Genomic DNA, 18,611 nt, shown 5'->3' with positions numbered 1-18,611 from the left:
CCATTAGGAGCAAATAGGTAGTATTCAGGATTAAGTCCCTTGAAATGTTGGATCTCACCAAGTAGGATTTCTGGAATTATCTTTACCTTAACCAGTTTGTTTTTAGCTCTTACATTGAGTTTTGCACCCTCAAAATCTATGTCCTTAACTTGTAGACGACAGGCCTCGATAGGGCGCAAGAAGTTATAGCTTATGAATTTCACAAATAGAAGTAAGTCCTTATCTTTCTCCTCCAAAAGAGTAAAAATAGTATCCTGCTGGCTTTGTGAGTATGTTTTGTTACGTTCGGGTTTGGTAGGTAACTTCTTGATTTTGGATACTACATTATGGGGAATAAGTTCATTTTCTTCCAAGGTACTGAATATAGCGTTTAGTACAGCAAGGGTATTATTTCGGTTGCGAGGGCTTGATTTTAGTAGAATAGTATTTAGAAAGTCATTAACCTCTTTCTTGGTGATGTTCTTGATAGGTGCATTGTCTAAATAGTTGTTTTTCAGGAATTTTTGGAACAAACCTATACGATGTTTGTAGTCTATAAATGTTCGCTCGGATACACTATTTTTCTTTAGATTTAGCGCAAAATCAAGAGCAGAGCAAGCTGTATAATCTTGATTTTCATGGTTGTTTTCAAAATACTCATCAGAGGGTGTATAGCCACTTTTAAGAAGTTTTTCTATGATATTTCTTAGCTTATGAATACGTAAGTACCTGTTATCAAAATCCTTATACTCTTGATTGACTTTAAAGAAGATAGAAGGTTGTTTTACCATTTTCCCTTCTTCATTACGGAAGTAATAGTATACATACCAACGCTTATACCTCTGTAGGATCTGTTGTTTTTCCTCCTCTGAAAAGGCTGTTAAGCGTTTCTCTGAAATGATTTTAGGATAAATCTTAGGACTTGTATAGTTCTTTCTCTCCATAAGACCTTCGGATTTTTGATACTCACCGATATACTCGGTTTTATACTCGCTTTGTATCAGTTCATATAGTTTGGGCATAAAAAAATACGCTTGAGGGCGTATTTTTATTGGGATTGTTATATTGGGTGGAGTATGGGGCTCGAACCCACGACCTTCGGAACCACAATCCGACGCTCTAACCAACTGAGCTAAAACCACCATTTATTTCGGGTGCAAAGGTAATACTTTTTTTCTAATTAGAAAAATTTTTTTGATGGAAAAATGTATTTTTCAAATCCTTTTTTATAAGTCATTGTATTTCAGTGATAAAAAAACGAACTGTTAATCACTAACTACTCATCACTAAAAATTGGTCATTTGTCATTATTGTTGTATCTTTGCCCCTTAAAACGTCATAAGATAATGAAAGCAGGAATTGTAGGTCTCCCCAATGTGGGAAAATCAACGCTATTTAATTGTTTGTCAAACGCTAAGGCACAGAGTGCTAACTTTCCTTTTTGTACCATAGAGCCTAACTTAGGGGTGGTCAATGTCCCCGATGCACGTCTTGAAAAGCTCGAAGCTCTGGTTAACCCTGAGCGCGTACAGCCCGCCACTGTTGAAATTGTGGATATAGCAGGACTGGTAAAGGGTGCCAGCAAGGGCGAAGGACTCGGTAACCAATTCTTGGGAAACATACGTGAGTGCCACGCCATTATCCATGTGTTGCGTTGCTTTGACAATGACAACATTGTCCATGTGGATGGCTCTGTGAATCCGATTCGTGATAAGGAAACTATAGATATAGAACTACAGCTCAAGGATTTAGAGACCGTAGAGAAACGCCTCGAAAAGGTAACCCGTGCTGCCAAAGCTGGCGACAAGGTAGCCCAAAAGGAATTGGCGCTCTTGGGTCGCTATAAGGAGGCACTCCTACAGGGGATTTCAGCACGTGCTGTAGCGCTCAGCGAGGAAGAGGTAGAACTCAGCCAAAGCTATCAGCTACTTACAGCCAAACCTATTCTCTATGTATGCAATGTAGATGAGGCCGCTGCCGCCAATGGAAACAAATATGTGGATCAGGTAAGGGAGGCTGTCAAAGATGAAAATGCCCAAATCATCGTGCTTGCCGTGGCTACCGAGGCGGACATAGCCGAATTGGAAACCTACGAAGAACGCCAGATGTTCTTGCAGGATATGGGACTAAGCGAACCAGGGGCATCGGTGCTGATTCGTGCCGCTTATAAGCTCCTGAATCTACAGACCTATTTCACGGCAGGAGTCAAGGAAGTACGTGCCTGGACAATTCCAGTGGGTGCTACTGCTCCTCAGGCTGCTGGGGTGATACACTCCGATTTTGAACGTGGTTTTATCCGTGCCGAAGTGATTGCCTATGAGGATTTTATTACTTATGGCAGCGAAAGCAAAGTCAAGGAAGCAGGAAAAATGCGTGTAGAAGGGAAAGAATATATTGTTAAAGATGGGGATATTATGCATTTTAGATTCAACGTATAAAAATGAAGAATGTATAGTGAAGAGTGAAAAGTCATAATCGTAATTTTTCACTCTTCGTTTTTCACTTTTCATTTTATTTTGTACATTTGCCCCGAAATTTTATAAGTAACATCGTGAAAATATCAAAAGAGGCTAAAACAGCCATTATCGTTCTTATAGGTATAGCAAGCTTTATTTTTGGAGTGAGCTTTATCAAATCATCGTCTCTGTTCAATACGGATAAGGATTATTATGCAGTCTTTTCTCATTCGGCAGGCTTGCAATCAGGAACCAATGTTACTGCCAATGGGGTAAATATAGGTACTGTAAAGCAGGTAAAGATAGACCCGCAAACCGCTAAGGTTATTGTGACTTTCTCGGTGAAAAAGGACTTTACGTTTTCCAAGAGTACCAAAGCGGAGATCTACACCAGTCTTATAGGAAATACAGGCTTACAGCTTTTACCAGCCTTAGATGGGGCACCACTTGCTCAAGCGGGTGATACCTTGTCCTCACATATCCAAGCCAGCCTTATGGATGCCATAGGGGAGAACCTAGAACCAACGGCCAAGAACCTCAATAAGGTACTTACTTCGGTGGATTCACTCATGCTAACTTTTTCTAATACACTCAATCCCAAGGCACAACAGGATATCAAAGAGAGCTTGGCCAATCTGAATGTGACCTTGCAGAACATGAACAAGGCTTCGGTAAGTCTCAATAACCTTTTGGCTTCCTCTCAGGCACCTTTGCATAAATCATTGGCCAATGTGGAGACCCTCTCAGGTAACTTTGTACAACTCAGCGATTCGCTCTCTAAGCTACAAGTAGGCAAACTTATGACTCAGGTGGAGGGTACGCTCAATCAAGTGAATGACCTATTACAAAAGATAGAAAAAGGCAATGGTACCGTAAGCAAACTCCTTACTGACCCTAAGCTATACAATAACTTACAGACAGCTACCTCCGAACTCGGTTTGCTTATGGAGGATATACGTCTGAATCCTAAGCGTTATGTACATATCTCTGTTTTTGGTAAGAAAAACCAAGAGTATGAGACCCCTAAAAAAGTAGAAACACCTATCTCTGAAAGGAATTAGTGATTAGTGGTTAGTCGTTAGTGGTTAGGAGCTAACAACTAACCACTAGTCACTAAAAACTAATCACTAACAACTAAAAACTAACTCCTTGTTTATTCTATTAGTCATAGTGGGCATAGCCCTTTTTGTACGCAATATGCGTAGGCTTCGCCGTAATATACGCTTAGGGACAGTGGTAGATACCTCTGATCATAAGCGAGAGCGGCTTTTGCGCATGCTTCGCTTGGCCTTAGGGCAAGGGAAAATGGGCGTACGTCCTGTGGCAGGACTGTTACACCTTTTTGTATATGTGGGCTTTATAGTGATCAATATAGAGGTCTTGGAAATCCTTATAGATGGGATTTTTTCCACTCACCGTGTCTTTGGCTTTATGGGGACTTTCTACAATATCCTCATTGGAACCTTTGAGTGCTTGGCGCTCTTGGTTATAGTGGGTGTGGTTACCTTCTATATACGTAGAAATGTGCTTAAGATTCCACGCTTTCGCAAAAAGGAATTACAAGGCAAGGCCAAGCGTGATGCCAATATCATTCTCTATGCCGAAATGGTGATGATGAGCCTTTTTTTGGTGATGAATGCTTGCGATAGTCTCTTGCAAATCAGAGAAGTAGCTCCTTATGCTAAAGTAGGTGCTTTCCCCATAAGCCAGTGGCTCACCCCACTCTTTTCCTCTTTTTCAACTCCTGTACTCATCGCTATAGAACGTACCGCTTGGTGGGGGCATATTATAGGAATATTTGCTTTCCTTAATTACTTGTATTACTCCAAGCACTTACATATCCTCTTGGCGTTCCCCTATACCTATTATGCACCAGTAAAGCCCAAAGGAGCTTTGGATAACCTGCCCACAGTGACCAAAGAAGTCCAACTGATGCTTGGCACTATAGAGGATAGTGGGGAACAGGAGGAAGAGACACCTACCTTCGGTGCCGCTGATGTGATGCACCTGAGCCGTGTGCAACTACTCTCAGCCTATAGCTGTACCGAATGTGGCCGCTGTACCGATGAGTGCCCTGCCAACCAAACGGGCAAGCTACTTTCCCCTCGTAAAATCATGATGGATACCCGCCGAAGAGTGCAAGAGGTGGGTGAGAATATACAGAAAAATAAGGGTGTTTTTCACCCTGACAACAAACAACTCTTAGGCGATTATATTACCCCAGAAGAATTGTGGGCTTGTACTACTTGTGCTGCTTGTGTAGAGGCTTGTCCTATGGAGATCAGTCCTATGTCTATCATTGTGGATATGCGTCGCTATATCGTCATGGAGCAGTCCGCAGCCCCTGCCGCACTTAATAAAATGATGACCCAAATGGAGAATACCTCTTCCCCATGGGGTTATAATCCTTCAGAAAGAGAAAAAATGTGGAAAGAATAGGAAATTTGTTTTTTTATTCGTAACTTTGTCTCTCTATATAACCTTATTAATAACCTATTAATCAGCTATAATATGTATAAAGTAGTACTATTACGTCATGGACAGAGTGAATGGAACAAACTTAACCTATTCACAGGTTGGCAAGATGTAGATCTTACCGAGCAGGGAGTACAAGAGGCACGTGAGGCAGGTCGTGTGCTCAAAGAAGAGGGCTTCCTTTTTGATGTGGCTTATACTTCAGTGCTCAAAAGAGCCATCAAAACGCTTAATAACGCCTTGGAAGTTATGGGCGAACTATGGGTGCCTACCTATAAGAGTTGGCGCCTCAACGAAAAGAGTTATGGGGCTTTGCAAGGTCTTAACAAGGCTGAAACAGCTGCCAAATACGGAGAAGACCAAGTACTCCTTTGGAGACGTTCGTACGATGTACAACCTCCGCTATTGGAAGAGAGCGATGAGCGTCACCCCTCTCATGATCGTCGTTACAATGCTCTTACCAAGGAAGAAAAAACCGCAGGAGAAAGCCTTAAGGACTGCTACGATCGTATGCTCCCCCTATGGTTCAGCGATATAGCTCCTGCAATAAAAGAAGGTAAAAGCGTGATTATTGCCGCCCATGGTAACAGCTTACGTTCGTTAGTACAATATTTGGATAGTCTCTCTGAAGAAGAAATCCTAAAACTCAATATTCCTACAGGAGTGCCTTTGGTATACGAATTGGATGCTGACCTTAAGCCTATCAAGCACTACTACTTAGGTGACCAAGAGGCTATAGCAGCGGCTATTAACAGCGTAGCGAACCAAGGAAAAAGCAAATAAAAGTTTTGAGTTTTGAGTACTTAGTTCTGAGTTATTGCTCAAGATGCAATTCAATAGTTAAGATGTTATCACAACTATCTAAGACGCAATAAATTGCGTCTCTACACATGCGCTGGCTAAGGTAATTCTTGCTTAGCATAGTCATTTGTAGAGACGCAATTTATTGCGTCTTAATAAGTTAGATTGTGAGAAAGTTTTTTTAAAACTCAAAACTCAAAACTCAAAACTCAAAATTTATAATAAAATTCATATCAGGGAAGCGAACAGAGCGGACGGGTTCTCCTTGGGCAACGACATATATATGCCATTGGGATCTAACTGACTGAGATGAGTGATGGTCATTTTTATAAAGGTAAAAAATAAAAGGTAAAAAGTAAAACTATAAGGCAAATGTGAGCAATAGGGAGTTTTTACTTTTTACCTTTTACCTATTATTTAATAATGTCAAATCCTGTGTATTTGCGTAATACTTCAGGGATGACGATACCTTCAGGGGTTTGATAGTTTTCCAAGATACCCGCCAAGACACGTGGTAAGGCCAGTGAGCTACCATTGAGGGTATGAGCGAGTTGTGGCTTGCCTTCAGCGTTGCGGAAACGAAGCTTAAGACGGTTGGCTTGGAATGTCTCAAAGTTGGACACGGAACTGATTTCCAACCACTTTTCTTGAGCAGTAGAATAAACCTCAAAGTCATAAGTAATGGCAGAGGTAAAGCCTAAGTCTCCTCCGCAGAGGCGTAGGATGCGATAAGGGAGTTTCAGTTCGTTGAGGATTCCCTTTACGTGTTCTACCATTTGGTCAAGCGCCTCATAAGAGCGGTCAGGGTGCTCTATACGGACGATTTCCACTTTGTCAAACTGGTGTAGGCGGTTCAGCCCTCTCACATGAGCACCATAGCTACCTGCTTCGCGGCGGAAACAAGGGGTATAGGCGGTACAGCGGATAGGCAGGTCGCTCTCTGCCAAGATCACATCGCGGAAGATATTCGTTACAGGTACTTCGGCGGTAGGAATTAGGTAAAGGTTATCTATCTGTACATGGTACATCTGTCCTTCCTTATCGGGGAGCTGTCCTGTACCATAGCCAGAGTCCTGATTGACCATATGAGGCACTTGGTATTCCAGATAACCCGCCTCGGTATTCTTGTCCAAGAAATAGGAGATGAGCGCTCTTTGCAACTTAGCTCCTTTGTCTTTATAGACAGGGAAGCCTGCTCCTGTGAGTTTTACCCCTAATTCAAAGTCAATGATGTTGTATTTCTTAGCCAATTCCCAGTGAGGGAGGGCACCCTCGAAGAGGTGAGGGATCTCGCCTGCTTGGAATACAGTGAGGTTGTCCTCTGCTGTTTTTCCTTCGGGGACGAGTGCATTGGGGATATTAGGGATACGATAGAGGATATCATTAAGCGAATTGACTGTTTCCTCAAGAGAAGTACTGTATTGTTTGATTTGTTCTTTGAGGTCTGCCGTTTGTGCTTTGGCAACTTCAGCCTCTTGTCTCTTGCCTTCCTTCATTAGCGTACCAATCTCTTTGGAGAGTTTGTTGCTTTCTGCAAGGGCATTGTCCAATTTGGTTTGTATAAGGCGACGCTGTTCGTCTAAGGCGATAGCCTCCTCTACGAGTTCTAATTCTTTGAAGTTTCTCTTCTTTAATCCGTTGATTACGAGATCTTTGTTCTCGCGAATGTAGCTGATTTGTAACATAGTAATTGATTTTAAGTAAAAAGTGAAAAGAGAACAGTGAAAAGTGAATAGAGGAGAAGCCATTAGTCACTCGTCACTCGTCACTTGTCATTATTTAAGTACTCTACTGGTTTTGGCATAGGCTTTTTGCCAATAGTTTTCTGAAAGGCTTGATACGGTAATGCCTTGGGAGACGGAGGCGTGTATGAATTTGACTTCATCGCCTACTCCTACTACGATACCTACATGGCTGATGCGATTGCGCTTTCGGTTGGTTTTGAAGAAGAGCAGGTCGCCGACTTCAGCTTGGCTTAATGGAATATCTTTTCCTTGGGTGGACATCTCAATAGAGGAACGGCTCAAGGGGACATTGATAGCGCTGAAAGCAGTACTTACAAATCCTGAGCAATCCATACCACTACGACTGGTACCTGCCCACTTGTACGGAGTACCTATATAAGAATAGGCCGAGTCTATTAGGGTAACAATACGCTCTTCAGCGCCTAAAGCAGCCATATCAGGCTTGATGAGCAATTCTGCTCTTCGGCTGATGGGCATGGCCGATTCGTCAATAACCTCTCTCTCATAGCGGGAGATATTTCCAAAGTCGGTGGCAGCGATGAGCATATCATTGGCTCCTTCCATATAGGAAGGGTTATCTACCAATTCTCGAGCAGGGCGATTCTGCGCTTGTAGGGAAAGACCTGCTAAAAAAGCAAAAGTAAGAGTAGGAAATATTTTTTTCATAGATCTATTTTTGATAAATATCTTTTACAAAATGAGTGTTGTTTTCTTTGAGGCATGAGTTATAAGCACACGTCAGTAGATGAAAATGAACTACTTGGAAATCATCTGATAGCGCTCCGCAAAGTTACGGAATTAATTGATTAGTTGTATGTTTTTTTTCGTTTTTGTTGATAAAAACCTTATTTTGTTTATATCAAATGTTAAACAAGCGCGAAACCTAAGGTGTAACTGGTGAAAATTCACTATATTTGCGCCAAAAATATGGTACAGCTCTTCTCCACTAAACTTCTTTCCCCAGCTCAGTTGCAGGCCTTTGTTTGTGCAGGCTTTGCGCTGGAGATGAGCGATTTTATCAAGGTGGTACCTGCCACTGCTTTGACCTCGGTTCCTCAAGCGGATTATTTTTTGCTAACCAGCCAAAATGCCTTATATGCCTTGCGCTCCATGCCTTGTTATGAGCAACTCCCTCACCGAAAGGCTTTCTGTGTAGGGGAGAAGACCCGAAAGTTACTCGAAGCGGAGGGTTGGGAAGTAGTGGCATCGTTTGACTATGCCAAGCAGTTAGCACCCTATTTGGTCAAGCATTATGCTAAGAGTTCGTTTGTGTTTTTCTGTGGAGAAAAACGAATGGACACCTTACCTACTACTTTGAAAGCAAATCATATACAACTCCAAGAGTGTCTTACTTACCATACACAACCAACTCCAATGAAGCTCACCAAGCACTACGAGGGGCTCCTCTTCTTTAGTCCTTCTGCTATAGAGAGTTATCTAAGGGAAAATACCCTATCGGGGGAGAAGGCTATATGTATAGGAACTACCACTCAAGCGGCTTTGCCTGAAGCAGTGGAGAGCTATGTAGCTGAACGCCCTACGGTGGAGAGCGTTTTGGCGTGTTGCAAAGAACTATTTAAAAACAGATAAACATACTAACTCATGATAAAGAATGATCTTTTCCTAAGAATCCTAAAGGGTGAGACTACCGAGCGACCTGCGGTATGGATGATGCGTCAGGCGGGGCGTTACCTGCCTGAATTTCGTGCCTTAAGAGACAAATATGACTTTTTCACACGCTGCCGTACCCCAGAGCTGGTAGCCGATATTACTACCCAGCCTGTGGATATAGTAGGGGTGGATGCGGCTATACTCTTTAGCGATATCTTGGTCGTACCCCAAGCTATGGGAATAGAAATAGAAATGAAAGAACAGGTAGGACCTTTTCTGCCGCACCCAATTCGCTCTGAAGCGGATATAGAGCGGGTAGAAATCCCCGATGTTTCTCATGCGCTGGGCTATGTGATGGACGGGATACGCCTAACGAAAGAGCGCTTGGCAGGTAGCGTTCCTCTTATTGGTTTTGCTGGTGCACCATGGACTATCTTTTGTTATGCAGTGGAGGGTAAAGGCTCCAAAAACTTTGATGTAGCCAAGTCCTTTGCCTTTTCTCATCCTGAATGGGCACATACTTTGCTTCAGAAAATTACCGATACTACCATTGCCTACCTCAAAGAAAAGGTAAAGGCAGGGGTAGATGCCTTGCAGCTTTTTGACAGCTGGGGAGGTGTGCTTTCTCCTGAGGACTATCGCCTATACTCTTGGCGCTATACCCAACAGATTGTAGAGGCACTCTCTGAGCAGGTGCCAGTGATTGTCTTTGCCAAAGGCTGTTGGTATGCTTTGCAAGAGATGAGCCAGAGTAAGGCCGCTGCCTTGGGGATAGACTGGAGTTGTAGCCCTGCTGTGGCACGCAAGCTCACCGCAGGCAAGAAGGTACTCCAAGGAAACCTAGACCCTGCATGGCTGCTTTCTTCTCCTGAACTTATCAAGGAAAAAACTTGGCAAATGATTCGCTCCTTTGGCAAAGAACACTATATAGCCAACTTAGGCCATGGCATACTCCCTCATGTGCCAGTGGCACATGCACAGGCCTTCGTGGAGGCTGTGAAGAACTTTAAGGAGTAATTAGTTCTATAGCCTTGGCGACCCCTGTGGAGGCTTTTTGAGCAATTACAGTAAGGTCGCCCTTGCTATGCAAGGAGGGGTTGGGGTCTATGTAAAAGACAGGGATACCTTCCCTTCGGTAATCCATCAGCCCAGCGGCAGGATACACTTGTAGGGAAGTACCTATGACCATGAGCACATCGGCGGTATAGACTTCTTCTATGGCCTTATCCAGCAAGGGAACTTCCTCACCAAACCACACGATATGAGGGCGCAGTTGGGCACCCGTAGGGCTTTTGTCGCCTATATGAATATCTCCTGTACAGGGATAGGTTGTGTAAGGATCATCTACCCCACGGCTTTTGAGCAGTTCGCCGTGTAGGTGTATGATGTGTTGGCTACCTGCACGCTCATGCAGGTCATCTACATTCTGAGTGATAACCACTACATGGAAGCGCTTTTCTAAGTGAGCCAAGAGGCGATGTGCCTCGTTGGGTTCCACTTCCTTGAGCTGACGGCGGCGCTGGTTATAGAAATCCAATACCAATTCAGGGTTAGCAGCGAAGCCCTCAGGGGTGGCTACTTCATTGACATCGTAGCCTTCCCAGAGGCCTCCTGCATCACGAAAGGTGCTAATGCCGCTTTCGGCACTGATACCCGCACCGGTGAGTACAACTAATTTCTTCATAATTTATAAGGGGTCTAATGTACAAATTTTCTAAAATAGCCACATTCGGCTATGACCTCTTGGTAATACTTTGTATGGGCATATCGGCGGAGTTCTTCGAAAGCATCCCATCGGTAGTGCAATCCTGTATCTAAGGACTCTCTGGTGTATTCTTCTTTGCAGAAAAAGTTCCTGTTATAATACTCATTGCGTTCTACTTTGGCTAGCAGATAGGTGATTTTTGCCCTTTGCTCATCATTGGAGGCGTGTTTTTTGGCTAAGAGATAATACTTTTTAGCTTGTTTCATATTTAGTAAGACGTCCCAATGCTCTGCACTGACACGATAGCCATACTCGTCTATGATAGGATTGAGATAGAAGAAGCGCACACTGCCAAAATAAGAGGCATTGTAGAATGCATTTCCTACCAAAAGAGCATTGTTATAAGGGTCATCTCCTTTAGCTATTTTATCTTCCATCTCTTTTACCTTTTCAAGGAAAGATAGTTTGGTATATTTCACCTTTTTAGGTAGAGCATGTTCGCAGTCGGCACAATCTCTTATCTTGCCATTGAAAGGATTGGCAGGGAGGATTGCTTTTTCCTGTGGCGTTTTCTTCATAAGAGCAATAGCCTCAGTGATTTGATCCTCATAGAAGGCATAGATAGCCTTACTTTCGTAGATATCATTGAGTGTATACTGATATTTCTTAGCCCAAAAAGTCTCCCAAGGGGTCTTGTCTTTCTTTTGCAAAAACTGTTCCATAGCGGCTGTTTGCGCCTCTTTTCTGTAATATCCCTTAACAGAATAAATTAGTTCGGCCATAATAGGATTATTCTCTGCCTTATAGAGCATAGAGAGATATTTTCCTATAAATACAAGGGCATAGCCACTTCGTAAAGCCTCTTGTCCTTCAGGGGCTTTGTATTCCCAAAGCCAAGGCAAGTCCTTGAGGAGTTTTTGCTCGGCCTGTGGAGTGATACGCTCTAGGGCAGCAACCTCATTGAGCAGGCCAATAAGGCGTACTTGTGCCTTTTTGGCAGGATTGTCAGCCATTTTTTCTGCCTTGGAGAGAAAAGTACGAGCCTCGTTGAACTCGTTTCGGAAGCTACTAACATAGCCCGCGGCTACCTGCCATAGATAAGGGTTGGCTACTTTTTTGTCTTTGGCGGTGGTCAGGATCCAATCGGTAGGGTAGTCTTGGGTGGCTACCGCTAGGGTATGCTGGTGGTAAGCCTTGTAGGAACTGATAGGCTCTCCATAAGAACCATAGATATTTACCTTGGCTTCTAAGCGATTGACATAACGAGAGAGCAGAAAATCCACATAAGGAGATTGGCTATCCAAAGCAAGGATTTTTTCTATAGCGTCTTTCTCACTATTGTAATAGCCGTCCATTGCCCATAGAGCGCATTGCTCTTGGGTGGAAAGGCCAGCGGAGAGCTTATGAAGTTGTTCAGCGGAGAGCGGACGATACTCGTAAGTAACCGTTTGTCGCAAAGAGGGTACTTTGTTGAATATCTGAGCTAGCAAGGGGGTACTCTTGGCATAGTTCTTCTGAGCGATATAGGCGCCTGCTACATAGTGCATACCGCGATAGTAGAGGTCAGTACGTGGTTGGGTGGCCTCTGTTTGCATGAAATAGTCAATTACCGAGGCACGCTCTGCTGAATAGAACTTCAGACGCATGAGCTGATACCACATTCTATGGGCGAAGAACTCGTCTTTGTCCTTGAGGGCATTTTGGTAGAGGGTCTCTGCCTTGCTGATTTCCGCCTGTTGGGTATAGGCAACCTTGCGGCTATCATAGTCCCAGCGGTTATAAGATACATTGGTAATAGCCTCATTGTCTCTGGCTATAGCAAGTAGGGAGAAGAAGCGCTGCACTTTTTTATCGGACGGAGCAGATTGGTGTATCTCCTTTAGTGCCTCTTTGTCATAGAGGTAGTACTTGATTTTTTCCTTAGTGAGCGCTTTGCCCAAGTACTCTGACCAGCTTTGGATATCGGTCTGGGAGAAATCCCTTGACTGCTCATCTATATAGTTGTTTCCATAGAAAAGGTAGTCGCTATCATAGAAAAGTGGGGTATAGGATTTTTGAGATACGGTAACCTCTGGTGAGAATGCCGAATTGTAATCATAGCCCATGAACCCATCAATACAGGCATAGAGGTAGGTACCATAGGCAGCAGCGATGAGCAGACATAGCTTAGCGCAGTTTTTTAAAAAAGTCTTTTTCATAGGTGTCAATATTTGTGTTTAGGTCGTATAAAATAATCTCTTCGGGGGCGGACTTTAGGTACTTAGTAAGGTCGGCCTTCATGGTCAAAAGGTCAGTCTGGCTGATCTCTTCTATCTTGATAATATCGCCTTTTTGCCAACGTTGTCCCTTGTAGGCAATAGGTTCAGTAACCAAGTAACAATCGCTGTTGCCCATACGACTGAGTTGCCTCAGTGTATCAGCCTCCGCAAAGGTAAGTCCTCCGACAAGGTCGGTTACCTCCCCAGCTATGGAGTGCATGCCCCAGCTGAATATAGGCAAGGCTACCTTCAGCGGTAGGGGATAGGAGCGCAGAGCGGGCAGGTACTTCTGGGCGGTGGCGCGGTCATAGATAGAGTTGGCCCCTGTGGCGGTAATCTTACCCATGTTATAGTACATCAGCACCCCATAATCCACAGGAGGAATCCCCGTACGGTCGTGGTACTTGACCTGATGCAGACGGATGGTAGCCGAAAGCTGATAAGAGTTTTGTGCTCTGAAATACTTGATAAAATCAAAAAAATGTGTTTTGCTTTTGAGCGACCAATCACAATCCAATTGTACCTGCTTGACCGTCAGGTTGTAGGAGCGATTGATTTGCTCTATATACCCACTGAGCTTTTCTGCCAGTTGCTCCGCAGCTACTTTATCGCTTAGGAAAACCTCATTCTTAATATAGATGACAGGAATAACCTCCTTGCCCTTAAGTGCTGCTGCGTCCAACTCTACAGAAGCATCGGGGACAGCCTCCCCCTCCAGCAAAATGATATCACAATAGCGGATATAGAGCTTTTGGACATCATACTCCGAGAGAAATTCCTGCTGAGGAGCACTTAAGGAAAAGCGTGTTTTCCAGTAATAGACACTCAGCTGAGCAACAGGAGTGGTTCTTTGGCAAGCCAAAGAAAGGAACACTAATGAGTATAATAGTACCTTTTTCATAAAGCCATCATTTCTTTTAAAAAGGGATATATACTTTGTGCTAAATAATGTACTTCCGTAGTATAGCGAATGGGTTGTCCCTTATCATCTCTCTCAAAATGTTTCAGACTATTATCTATAGCTGTTTTGATATGTATAGGAGCCTTACGTGCATCAAAACCTCCTTTTATTTTGTGATTTAAAAATTCCTTAAAGGTTGTATAAGTTTTTACCTCTTCCTCTTTTGGTTTATCTTCTATAAAATGGTAATATAGCCAAACTTCAAAAGAAGGATTACTTTGGCTTACTTCCCATATATTTTCGTCTGTTTTCCTTTGCATACAGAAGGTCTTTAGCTGGGTTATTTTTTCATTCTCATTCCAGCGATCAGTATCAATAACAAACCATACCTCATCATGATAGTCAGGGCTTAAAACAATTTCCTGAAAATAATCTATGGCTTGATTTCTAAGTTTCATAGGGTCGGATTTGCCTTCCTCATTTCCGATAGGGATAATATCAATATTAGACGAAATACCAGAGAAGTAGTTGAAATAGCTAACTTCTCTATCACCCTCACAAAAGATATACACCTTTTTAGCTTCGCGACTAGGGGCCTTTCGTTGGTATAGTTTATTTCTAGTCAGATATGCTTTCATCAGTATGCCAGTTAAGTTCTTTTAGGTTTGATAAAAAAGGTATGCCCCCATAACGCCCATTGAGGTAGCCGTCTTCAATATTAGCGGTATTACTGATATTGAAATCACTTAATGAGTACATATGGGTAGCTCCCCCCTTGTCCTTTTGGGTGAACCAGATCTCGTCGGTACGCAATATTTCTTGGTCTAATAAGCATGATTCGTGGGTAGTAAAAATGAGTTGTCCTTGGGCAGAGGTATCTGATGATATTTTTTTAATAAGTTCTTTGATCATCATAGGGTGAATGCTGCGTTCTATTTCATCTACTACAAAAACTACCTCTGCATTGATAACACCATTTATCAGGGGCGTATATTCTAATAGTCGCTTTGTACCATCTGATTCCCAACCAAAGGGGAAGAAAACTTTATGTCCTTCTTTGTCTAAGTGTTCCGTAAAGATTCTTTTTGCAAAAATCTTATCATTCTCTTCCATTACAAAAGTAATTTCCTCTCCTGTATCTGGATTCGTATTGGTAAAGAGCTGTTCCTGGTCATTCTTTATATTGTCCTTCAGATAATTCATCTCATTGCCTTGACCTACAATCTCTCTTTTTTGAATATCTATCTTTTGGATGCCTGTGCCAAGTGTAGGAATAAAAGCATTGGCAAACATGGTCGTACTATCATCAGTATCAAACTTATGGGCTATTCCTCTAATTTTAAAATTGGAATTAAGTACGATGAGCACATCAGAAAACCATTCGAAAACATTGTCAATATCAGCATACTCATTGGGGTATTTTTGAGTGAGAAAAGTAAGTAATAGTTCGTCTTTACTCAATAATTTATCACTGAGTAGTTCCAAAAACATACGTTCTTTTTCATTCTTTACTTCACTCTCTATAAAGGGAATTTCTTGTCTTTCGTTAGTTAAACTACGTTCAAAAACGATACGATCTTCCTTGTCCTTAAAAGTTTCTACAAGCGTTTCATTAAGTATTTTCTTTTGGTCAAAGGTAAGTGTATAGTAATACATTTTACTATTTGAGAGCAGCTCTATAGCTAATGAGATAGGTTTTGTAAGGGCTTCGCCACTTAGCTTGAACTTATAATCACTTACCTCATCTATGATTTTTCCTTTTTTTACTATATTCTGTAACAAACCAATAGCCCTTACAAAGTTAGATTTACCCGAAGCATTAGCTCCATAGATAGCACTTAAGCGTAGGAAATCTACCCCATTACAATGTTTCTTATGGTGGGGCAAGTGTTCTGAATCATTGGTAAGAAGGTTGAATTCCGTTTCTTCTTCAAATGAATATAGGTTTTTTACTTGAAATCGTATAAGCATATTCTTGCTGTTTGTTCTCTGTTAAGGCTTTACTCCTATGGAACAAAGATAGTAAAAAAATGAATAAAATCTATCAAATAACCATCAAATAAAAACTCATTGATTATCAATCATTTAATTTTTAAAAGCCCAATTCTATCAAATGACTGTCAAATAAAAACGTATTGATAATCAATTGTTTAATTTTTAAAAGCCCGATTCTATCAAATGGCCGTCAAATAAAACGCTGTATAGAGTCATGGGTATTTCTTGCAAATGTACAAATAAAAAATAAAAAATAAAATAGAAAATGGGGAAAACTTTTATAAGTTCTATCGGTATTAATCATAAAAAACTATTTGCTCCTTTCAAAAAAAATAACTACCTTTGTAGCTCACTGCGAGAAATACAATATTTAAATTTACTATAATGAAGAATTACGATGTAATTGTCATAGGAGCAGGACCTGGAGGTTATGTAGCTGCTATCCGTTGTGCTCAGTTAGGAAAGAAAACCGCTATTGTGGAAAAATACAATACGCTAGGAGGTACTTGCCTTAATGTGGGCTGTATCCCTTCCAAGGCACTATTGGACTCCACTCACTTGCTTGATGATACTCATAAGCATGCTCCCATACATGGAATAGAAATTTCTGGAGATATCAATGTTGATTTTCCAAAAATGGTAGCGCGTAAACAGGCCGTAGTAGACCAGAATACACAAGGGATCAACTTCCTTATGAAAAAGAACAACATAGATGTATTCCATGGAAAAGCTTCATTTGTCTCTCCTGTTGAACTACAGGTACAAGGAGCGGATAATGAAACGCTTTCGGCAAAAAACTTTATCATCGCAACTGGCTCTAAACCTTCTGCTTTGCCCTTTATCACTATTGACAAAGAACGTGTAATTACCTCCACTGAAGCCTTAAGCCTTCGTGAGATACCCAAACACCTAATTGTCATAGGAGGAGGGGTGATTGGTTTGGAACTTGGTCAAGTATATCTCCGTTTAGGAGCTCAGGTATCTGTAGTGGAATACGCTCCAAGTATTCTTCCTACTATGGATGCAGCCATTGGTAAGGAGCTTAGCAAAGTGCTTAAAAAGCAAGGATTTGAAATCTATACCGATAGCAAAGTAAAAGAAGTTACCCGCACTGGCAATACCGTTACTGTGAAGGCCGATGGCCCTAAGGGCGAGATTGTTCTGGAAGGGGATTACTGTTTGGTGGCTACCGGACGACGTCCTTATACTGAAGGCTTAGGTCTTGATAAAGCAGGGGTACAACTCAACCAACGTGGACAAATAGAGGTCAATGAACACCTACAAACCTCAGCAGCACATATCTATGCTATTGGTGACGTGATCCGTGGGGCAATGCTCGCCCATAAGGCAGAAGAGGAGGGCGTATATGTAGCAGAACTCTTGGCAGGAGAAAAACCACATGTGAATTATGATCTTATCCCAGGGGCGGTATATACCACACCTGAAGTGGCTGCGGTAGGAAAGACTGAGCAACAATTACAAGCCGAAGGACGCGCTTACAAAGTAGGGCAATTCCCTATGCGTGCCTTGGGTCGTGCCCGTGCCAGCTTGGAGACTGATGGATTTGTAAAAGTCTTAGCCGACGCCACTACCGATGAGATTCTCGGCGTACATATCCTCGGAGCGCGTGCTTCCGATCTTATAGCTCAGTCGGTTGTAGCTATGGAATTTCGTGCCAGTGCCGAAGATATTGCTCGTATCTGCCATGCACACCCTACCTATAGCGAAGCTGTAAAAGAAGCCTGCTTGGACGCTACTGGTAAGAGGCCGATACACATGTAGTTAGTGACAAATGACTAATGATAAATGACAAGTGACTAGTGATTATACCATATTAGGATTAGTCACTAGTCACTTGTCATTAGTCATTAATTTAAAGTTTTTTCACCCCATGTTTTTTTGCCCAGCCCGTACGGCCATCGGCTGCTTTGAGTTTGTACCATTCTTGGACTTGGTCTAAGACTTCTACTTTGGTACCTTCGTGTAGGGCAAAAACTTCCTTACTATAGGTATTGGGTTGCTCATAGAGGCGTACTTCCTTATCAAAAAGTATCGCATAATGATTGGCTCCCGTATATTTGTTTACTGTTCTACCTAAAAAGAAACTACCTACCGAAACAACTAAAGCAACTAGCATTAGGGTAAAGAAAAGGCGCTTGTAAATAATCTTCCCAAGGAAATAATAACAGAAGAAAAAGCCAACAAATAGGCACATGCTACCCACAGCCCATAACCCCCAACCATTGGGAGAGTTCCAGCGGCTAAGAGTGGCCACGACTTTCTGTGACCACATCTGAGGTAGGGGAACAATCTCGTCCAAGGCCATTTGCTGGGCATACTTTAGATTGGTTTGTATGGCCTTATCCTCAGGGGCAAGTTGCAAGGCTTTTTCATAGTAATAGATACTATGAGCTATCTCCTCCTGCTTGTAGTAGGCATTGGCCAAGTTGTAGTACAAACTGGCAGATGCCTTCCCTTTGGAGAGGATACGCTGATAGTTGTCGATGGCTATCTGATAGTCTCCACGATTATAGGCACTTCCTGCCTGTGCGAAAAGCTCTTCATTGCTAAGCTGCGCCTTACCTTCATAGGGAAAAAGGTAAAGGATAAAGGGTAAAAAATATAATAGGTACTTCATAATTTAGGGGAAAGGTAAAGTTTTTACTTTTTACCGTTTACTTTTTA

The 18,611-nt window shown here is 42.3% G+C and carries 16 protein-coding genes and 1 tRNA gene; 7 read left to right on the top strand and 10 right to left on the bottom strand.

What is annotated here, in order from left to right; all coding sequences use genetic code 11:
• Positions 1-1,001: tyrosine-type recombinase/integrase (locus HMPREF1154_RS02110; RefSeq protein ID WP_009640745.1), on the bottom strand; the 1,001-nt coding region annotated here is incomplete at its 3' end.
• A gap of 45 nt (positions 1,002-1,046) precedes the next feature.
• Positions 1,047-1,122: transfer RNA gene (locus tag HMPREF1154_RS02105), tRNA-His, on the bottom strand.
• Between the two features lie 203 nt (positions 1,123-1,325).
• Between HMPREF1154_RS02105 and ychF the strand changes: the two genes are divergently transcribed.
• From ychF to gpmA, 4 genes are all read left to right on the top strand, one after another.
• A complete protein-coding gene (gene ychF, locus HMPREF1154_RS02100) occupies positions 1,326-2,417 on the top strand; it encodes a redox-regulated ATPase YchF (protein ID WP_009640855.1) in 1,092 nt (363 codons plus the stop codon).
• Positions 2,418-2,530: 113 nt separating this feature from the next.
• A complete protein-coding gene (locus HMPREF1154_RS02095; protein ID WP_009640864.1) occupies positions 2,531-3,496 on the top strand; it encodes an MlaD family protein in 966 nt (321 codons plus the stop codon).
• Positions 3,497-3,584: 88 nt separating this feature from the next.
• A complete protein-coding gene (locus HMPREF1154_RS02090; RefSeq protein ID WP_009640786.1) occupies positions 3,585-4,874 on the top strand; it encodes a (Fe-S)-binding protein in 1,290 nt (429 codons plus the stop codon).
• 72 nt (positions 4,875-4,946) lie between these two features.
• The gene (gpmA, locus tag HMPREF1154_RS02085; protein ID WP_009640793.1) at positions 4,947-5,693 is read left to right on the top strand and encodes a 2,3-diphosphoglycerate-dependent phosphoglycerate mutase; all 747 of its coding nucleotides are present in this window, start codon (positions 4,947-4,949) and stop codon (positions 5,691-5,693) included.
• 431 nt (positions 5,694-6,124) lie between these two features.
• Here gpmA and serS read toward each other — a convergent pair whose 3' ends face one another.
• Together serS and HMPREF1154_RS02075 are read right to left on the bottom strand one after the other, a co-directional pair.
• Positions 6,125-7,396 (bottom strand): serine--tRNA ligase, encoded by a 1,272-nt coding sequence (gene serS / locus HMPREF1154_RS02080; RefSeq protein WP_009640771.1) that lies wholly within the window; start codon positions 7,394-7,396, stop codon positions 6,125-6,127.
• Between the two features lie 90 nt (positions 7,397-7,486).
• Positions 7,487-8,122, bottom strand: coding sequence for a C40 family peptidase (locus HMPREF1154_RS02075; protein ID WP_009640854.1), 636 nt, complete (start codon positions 8,120-8,122; stop codon positions 7,487-7,489).
• Positions 8,123-8,383: 261 nt separating this feature from the next.
• On the opposite strand from HMPREF1154_RS02075, the gene HMPREF1154_RS02070 reads away from it, so the two are divergent.
• Together HMPREF1154_RS02070 and hemE are read left to right on the top strand one after the other, a co-directional pair.
• A complete protein-coding gene (locus HMPREF1154_RS02070; RefSeq protein ID WP_009640756.1) occupies positions 8,384-9,046 on the top strand; it encodes a uroporphyrinogen-III synthase in 663 nt (220 codons plus the stop codon).
• A gap of 12 nt (positions 9,047-9,058) precedes the next feature.
• The gene (gene hemE / locus HMPREF1154_RS02065) at positions 9,059-10,084 is read left to right on the top strand and encodes a uroporphyrinogen decarboxylase (RefSeq protein WP_009640838.1); all 1,026 of its coding nucleotides are present in this window, start codon (positions 9,059-9,061) and stop codon (positions 10,082-10,084) included.
• Here the strand turns inward: hemE and HMPREF1154_RS02060 are convergent.
• Genes HMPREF1154_RS02060 through HMPREF1154_RS02040 form a run of 5 tightly spaced genes read right to left on the bottom strand, consistent with a single transcriptional unit; the run spans position 10,074 to position 15,902 of the window.
• A complete protein-coding gene (locus HMPREF1154_RS02060; RefSeq protein ID WP_009640852.1) occupies positions 10,074-10,751 on the bottom strand; it encodes an SIR2 family NAD-dependent protein deacylase in 678 nt (225 codons plus the stop codon). The two genes, hemE and HMPREF1154_RS02060, sit on opposite strands and share 11 nt — an antisense overlap.
• Before the next feature lie 14 nt (positions 10,752-10,765).
• Positions 10,766-12,970 (bottom strand): hypothetical protein, encoded by a 2,205-nt coding sequence (locus HMPREF1154_RS02055; protein WP_009640806.1) that lies wholly within the window; start codon positions 12,968-12,970, stop codon positions 10,766-10,768.
• Entirely contained in the window at positions 12,939-13,931 is a 993-nt protein-coding gene (locus HMPREF1154_RS02050) for a hypothetical protein (protein WP_009640803.1), read from the bottom strand. The genes HMPREF1154_RS02055 and HMPREF1154_RS02050 overlap by 32 nt, the downstream gene beginning before the upstream one ends.
• A complete protein-coding gene (locus HMPREF1154_RS02045) occupies positions 13,928-14,569 on the bottom strand; it encodes an RloB family protein (protein WP_009640840.1) in 642 nt (213 codons plus the stop codon). Before HMPREF1154_RS02045 ends, HMPREF1154_RS02050 begins: the two co-directional genes overlap by 4 nt.
• Complete coding sequence (locus tag HMPREF1154_RS02040) at positions 14,550-15,902, bottom strand: AAA family ATPase (RefSeq protein WP_009640768.1); 1,353 nt, start codon at positions 15,900-15,902, stop codon at positions 14,550-14,552. Before HMPREF1154_RS02040 ends, HMPREF1154_RS02045 begins: the two co-directional genes overlap by 20 nt.
• Positions 15,903-16,310: 408 nt before the next feature.
• Between HMPREF1154_RS02040 and lpdA the strand changes: the two genes are divergently transcribed.
• Positions 16,311-17,708: a dihydrolipoyl dehydrogenase gene (lpdA, locus tag HMPREF1154_RS02035; protein ID WP_009640865.1), complete on the top strand. Its 1,398-nt coding sequence runs from the start codon at positions 16,311-16,313 to the stop codon at positions 17,706-17,708.
• Positions 17,709-17,799: 91 nt separating this feature from the next.
• On the opposite strand, the gene HMPREF1154_RS02030 is transcribed toward lpdA, so the two are convergent.
• On the bottom strand, positions 17,800-18,564 hold the full coding sequence (locus HMPREF1154_RS02030) for an SH3 domain-containing protein (RefSeq protein ID WP_009640800.1): 765 nt from the start codon (positions 18,562-18,564) through the stop codon (positions 17,800-17,802).
• Positions 18,565-18,611: the final 47 nt, after the last annotated feature.

Origin of the sequence: Capnocytophaga sp. CM59 (assembly GCF_000293175.1) — a bacterium.
GTDB lineage: Bacteria > Bacteroidota > Bacteroidia > Flavobacteriales > Flavobacteriaceae > Capnocytophaga > Capnocytophaga granulosa.
This window is presented reverse-complemented; position numbering and strand designations above follow the sequence as displayed.